The following is a 4,219-nucleotide window of genomic DNA, read 5'->3' on the forward strand; positions in this document are numbered from 1 at the left end:
TGTGCTCAGCCTGGGGAATGACGCCTGAGGCGGGGAAGAGGCAGTCGCGTTCGGCCGCCATCACGAGCGTCTCGGCCTGGCATTTCCCCATACGTTCCGGATCGACGTCGCTTGGCATGCCGACCTTGATCTTCGACCCGTCAATGCTCGCCCGTGCGGTCTCGAGCGTATCGGTGTCAATTGCCTCTTCCGTGATCGACATGGGAAGGATCGTTTTCACGAACCACGATTCTTTACGGGTAAGCCAGTAGGCGATCATGGGCGCCATCATGCTCATGGAGTGCCAGGCGGGCGCGTTCTTGATTCCCGAAGGCACGCAGAGAACCGCACGCTCCACTCGCTGAGGCGCTGCGCACATCAGCTTTGCTACGATGCCCGCCCCAAACGATCCGGCGAAACAGCGCATCGACTCGAACCCGAGCGCGCCTATAACCTCGGCCGCCCAAACGCCGTAATCATCATTCGAAGGCGAAAGGCACGTCTCGGCGCTCATTCCGGGGTGCCCGATGGTGTCGACGGCGTACACGCAGAAGTCCTCGAGCAGATACGGGCAGGCGAGAAGATTGTAAGCGGTGGTCGCGTTGCCTCCGTGGAATACCAGAAGCGGAATGCCTTGCGGGTTTCCCGCTACGATAAGATGCGTGGTCCCAAACGAGGTATCGACAAAGCGGTCTTCCCAAGCACAATCCAAACGCGCGAGCTGCTTGTCGTAAAGCTCGAGTATGGCATGCTTTGCTTCAGGGCTCTTGTAGATCGTTTTCACGGAGGCTCCCTCGTTGCTCTCTGCATTGATCGCCATACTACCATATCGACGTGGGCTTTCACTGCGCCTTGCCCTTGAACCAGAAAACCTCTAGCCGTGTCGAACCAGAGGCAGTTGACGGAAAACTCATATGCACGCAGGCTCGATATCCATCTATATGCATCAACTACTCGTTGTTTGACAGTATATCGGCAAGCGGTATATTATATCGAAAGCCGATATAACGCCTGTAGATATAAAATCAAACGGAGAGCCTATGGATTCCATCGCCTTGACCGAGGCTGTTTTCTACATCCTCCTATCGCTCGACAAGCCCCTGCATGGCTACGGCATCATGCAGAATGCAGAAGCGCTCAGCGGCCGCCGCGTGCGGCTGGCGGCGGGCACGCTGTATGGGGCGCTGGGCACGTTGGTGGAAAGGCGCTGGATCAAAGAACTGAAAGCTTCCGAGGGGGGCCGTAAACGCGAATACCAGCTTACCGAAGAGGGGCGACGGGTCGTGGCGGCGGAGATCGTGCGCCTGCGAGAGCTTCTGGAAAACGGCGAGCGCATTGCGGGAGAGTGGTCGAAGTGAGGAAAACCGTTCACAAGGTTTTTTGGGCATGGGACTTCCAAAAGGAAGAAGACTGGCTGAACGCCCAAGCTGCCAAAGGTATGAACCTGGTTGCGGCCGGACCGTTGAGCTACGCGTTCGAAGAAGGAGAGCCTGGCGTATACACCTATCGTCTCGAGTTGCTCGACAACCTTCCGTGGTCGGTGGGCGAGCGGGAGTATCTGCGCTTCATGGAGGATGCCGGTATCGAGCAGGTGGCCTCTATGGGTCGTTGGGTGTATTTCCGTAAGCGGACAGATGGCGGTGCCTTCGAGCTGTTCTCGGATATCGACTCGCGCATAAAGCACCTTCGACGTATCCAGCTCATCGCCCTGTTCGCCCTTGCTGCGGAATTCTTTGCGATGGTGGTAGGCGTTCCGAATCTCGTCAAGGGAAGTCCGGAGATGGCGCTCGTAGTTGCCGTGCTGGTAGCGGCGCTTGCTCTGGCGACGGCCTTGCCGGCACTGCGCATCGTGCGAGAGATCAGGCGCTTGAAGGCAGAGCGCAAGGTGCGCGAATAGGCGTTCCGAACGTGCGAAAGCAAAGAGGCTGAAAAGGCGAAAACCACCGACGGCAACTTCAAATTCCAGGATGCAGAAGCATCGGCGGCACCTACGGCGCCCTGTCGCCGTCCTGTCGCATCTCTCCGGACAAAGCGATTTGCCTTTCGCGTATGGGGTTTGCTACACTGTTGCACGTTTCATCTTCTTGATGACTCCCTGACGAGGGGCAGCCGTACCAGGATCGCAAAGACGGCGCATATACCTTACCCGAAGGGAGTTTTCCATGGCATGGATCGTGCTGGTGTTGTCCGGCGTTCTCGAAGCAGTGTGGGCTACGGCGCTCGGTCGCGCAGAGGGGTTCACCAAGCTGGTACCCTCGATCGTCTTTCTTGTGGCACTCGTGTGCAGTATGCTCGGCCTCGCTTACGCCGTCAAAACGCTGCCGACAGGCACCGCTTACGCAATCTGGGTGGGCATTGGCGCGACGCTTACGGTAGCTTACGGCATGTTCTCCGGCACCGAGCCGGTTTCCCTTGCAAAAGTGCTGCTCATCATTGGGCTTATCGGCTGCGTTATCGGCCTCAAGCTCGTGCACGATGGCTCGTAGCGGGGCGGGCCGCAGTCGCTTCTTGTATAGTCCAAAAAATTAGACTATAATTCCTCCCAAGCGAGAGCGAGGAAGGAATCGAACGTGGACTCTGCCAAATTACTGCTTCATCCAACACGGTTGCGCGTGCTGCAATACCTACGGCTGCATGATCGGGCGGCAACCTCCGCCATCGTGGCCTACTTGCAAGACGTTCCACGCGCAACCGTCTACCATCACATGAAGCTGCTCGAAGAGGGCGGCGTGATCGAGGTGGTCGAAGAGAACCAGGTACGCGGCGTATACGAAAAAGTCTACGCCTTCAAAAACAGCGCGGTACCTTCGAGCGGCGAGGCGTCCGAGGCACTCTCATCGGCGTACTTTCTTGAGCTCATGCAGGAAATGAATGCGTACCTGAGCGACGAAGGTTGCGATTGCGCGCAAGACCGCGTCTTTTTCCAAACGGCACTGTTGTGCGTGAGCGACGCCGAGTACGACCAACTGCTCGAGGGTATTGCCGACCTGCTAAAACCCTATGTTGATCGAGAAATGGGCGCTGGGCGACGCATGCGCAAGCTGTCCTTGGTGTCCTCGCCACCCGCAACACCCGGTCGAGAGTCCGTCCAAAGCGCTTCGACGGGAGGGTCCCGATGAAGTTCCACGAGTTCGGCGACGAGGGCAACCCCACCGTCATGCTCATCCACGGCGGCGGTAACGCCTGGTGGAACTACCTGCGGCAGGCGCGCGTGCTGGCGGATCGCTACCACGTGGTGCTGCCGACGCTCGACGGCCACGGCGAGGAGTTCGCCGTCCCTTATGTGTCGACCGAGGCTACGGCCGACAAGCTCATGGAATTCATCGATACGCGTTGCGGGGGGCACGTGTTTGCGCTCGGCGGCGTGTCGCTCGGTGGCCAGATCGTCGCGGAGCTGCTGTCCCGCAAGCCCGACCTTGCAAAGAAGGCGATCATCGACGGGAGTCTGTGCATACCGCAGCCTTTCATGGCGCACTGCTGCATCGCCTTCATGCGCCTGGGCAGCGGTCTGCTGTTCAGCGAAAAGGCGTGTCGTCGCCAAGTTGACTCCATGCCCAAGATGCTGCCGGAAAAGATGCAGTATCCCGACGAGATCATCGCCCACTACCTGCGCGACATGCCCCGCCTGACCAAAGAGATGCTGGTGCAGATGTACGGCACCTACATGTTGAAGTACGAGCTTAAGGAAAGCGTGCGCGACACCGAGGCCCAAGTGATGTACTGGTACGGTGAAAAAGAAATGAAGTGCGTCAAACGGTCGGCTCGGCACTTCAAAGACTATGTCCCTACCTGCGAGCTCTATGAAGCTCCCGGCTACAATCACGGGTATTTGGCCCTCTACCTGCCCGACGAGTGGCTGGCGCTGGCAGTGCCGTTCTTCGAGCATGATTGAAGTTTGCGGCATTCTTTGCCCGTTTTTCCGGAAAAAGCCGCTGATCCTTTGGTCAACCTTTGGTCGAGGATGGTCGGGCTGGCTTTCTACGGTAAGGGGCGAGCGAGCCACAGGACCACGGTATTTAAACCTCTCGACAGGGCGCGCTCGTTCGTGGGCGCGCCCTGATGGGGTTTCACTGCATCTACGCGTCCGCCGCCTCGCAGGAGAACTGCCAGCTGATGCCGAACTGGTCGGTCACCATGCCGTAGAGTTCGCTCCAGAACGTTTTCTGCAGCTCCATGTTCACGTGCCCGCCTTCTTTGAGCTCGTGGTACAGGCGGCGAAGCTCGTCCTTGTCGGTGGAAA

General features: G+C 58.4%; 6 protein-coding genes and 1 riboswitch. Of the genes, 5 read left to right on the top strand and 1 reads right to left on the bottom strand.

The window, feature by feature from the left end; all coding sequences use genetic code 11:
* The coding region (locus RR842_RS11885) for an alpha/beta hydrolase (protein WP_332729859.1) at positions 1-763 on the bottom strand (763 nt) is incomplete at its 3' end.
* Positions 764-1,019: 256 nt separating this feature from the next.
* Here RR842_RS11885 and RR842_RS11890 point away from each other — a divergent pair.
* The 5 genes from RR842_RS11890 (at position 1,020) to RR842_RS11910 (ending at position 3,871) form a co-directional block, all read left to right on the top strand.
* Positions 1,020-1,337 (top strand): helix-turn-helix transcriptional regulator, encoded by a 318-nt coding sequence (locus tag RR842_RS11890; protein WP_332729860.1) that lies wholly within the window; start codon positions 1,020-1,022, stop codon positions 1,335-1,337.
* Positions 1,334-1,876, top strand: coding sequence for a DUF2812 domain-containing protein (locus tag RR842_RS11895; protein ID WP_332729862.1), 543 nt, complete (start codon positions 1,334-1,336; stop codon positions 1,874-1,876). Before RR842_RS11890 ends, RR842_RS11895 begins: the two co-directional genes overlap by 4 nt.
* A 174-nt stretch (positions 1,877-2,050) precedes the next feature.
* Positions 2,051-2,117: riboswitch (guanidine-III (ykkC-III) riboswitch) on the top strand.
* Between the two features lie 24 nt (positions 2,118-2,141).
* On the top strand, positions 2,142-2,465 hold the full coding sequence (locus RR842_RS11900) for a multidrug efflux SMR transporter (RefSeq protein WP_332514665.1): 324 nt from the start codon (positions 2,142-2,144) through the stop codon (positions 2,463-2,465).
* 84 nt (positions 2,466-2,549) lie between these two features.
* A complete protein-coding gene (locus tag RR842_RS11905) occupies positions 2,550-3,098 on the top strand; it encodes a helix-turn-helix domain-containing protein (RefSeq protein WP_332729863.1) in 549 nt (182 codons plus the stop codon).
* Complete coding sequence (locus RR842_RS11910) at positions 3,095-3,871, top strand: alpha/beta hydrolase (protein WP_332729864.1); 777 nt, start codon at positions 3,095-3,097, stop codon at positions 3,869-3,871. The genes RR842_RS11905 and RR842_RS11910 overlap by 4 nt, the downstream gene beginning before the upstream one ends.
* The last annotated feature ends 348 nt before the right edge of the window (positions 3,872-4,219 follow it).

This window comes from Gordonibacter sp., from assembly GCF_036667095.1.
Taxonomy (GTDB): Bacteria; Actinomycetota; Coriobacteriia; order Coriobacteriales; family Eggerthellaceae; genus Gordonibacter.

Excerpts from the sequence above, each read along its gene's own strand:
- RR842_RS11910 (WP_332729864.1), top strand. The coding sequence starts at position 3,095 with ATGAAGTTCCACGAGTTCGGCGACGAGGGCAACCCCACCGTCATGCTC.
- RR842_RS11900 (WP_332514665.1), top strand. The coding sequence starts at position 2,142 with ATGGCATGGATCGTGCTGGTGTTGTCCGGCGTTCTCGAAGCAGTGTGG.
- RR842_RS11890 (WP_332729860.1), top strand. The coding sequence starts at position 1,020 with ATGGATTCCATCGCCTTGACCGAGGCTGTTTTCTACATCCTCCTATCG.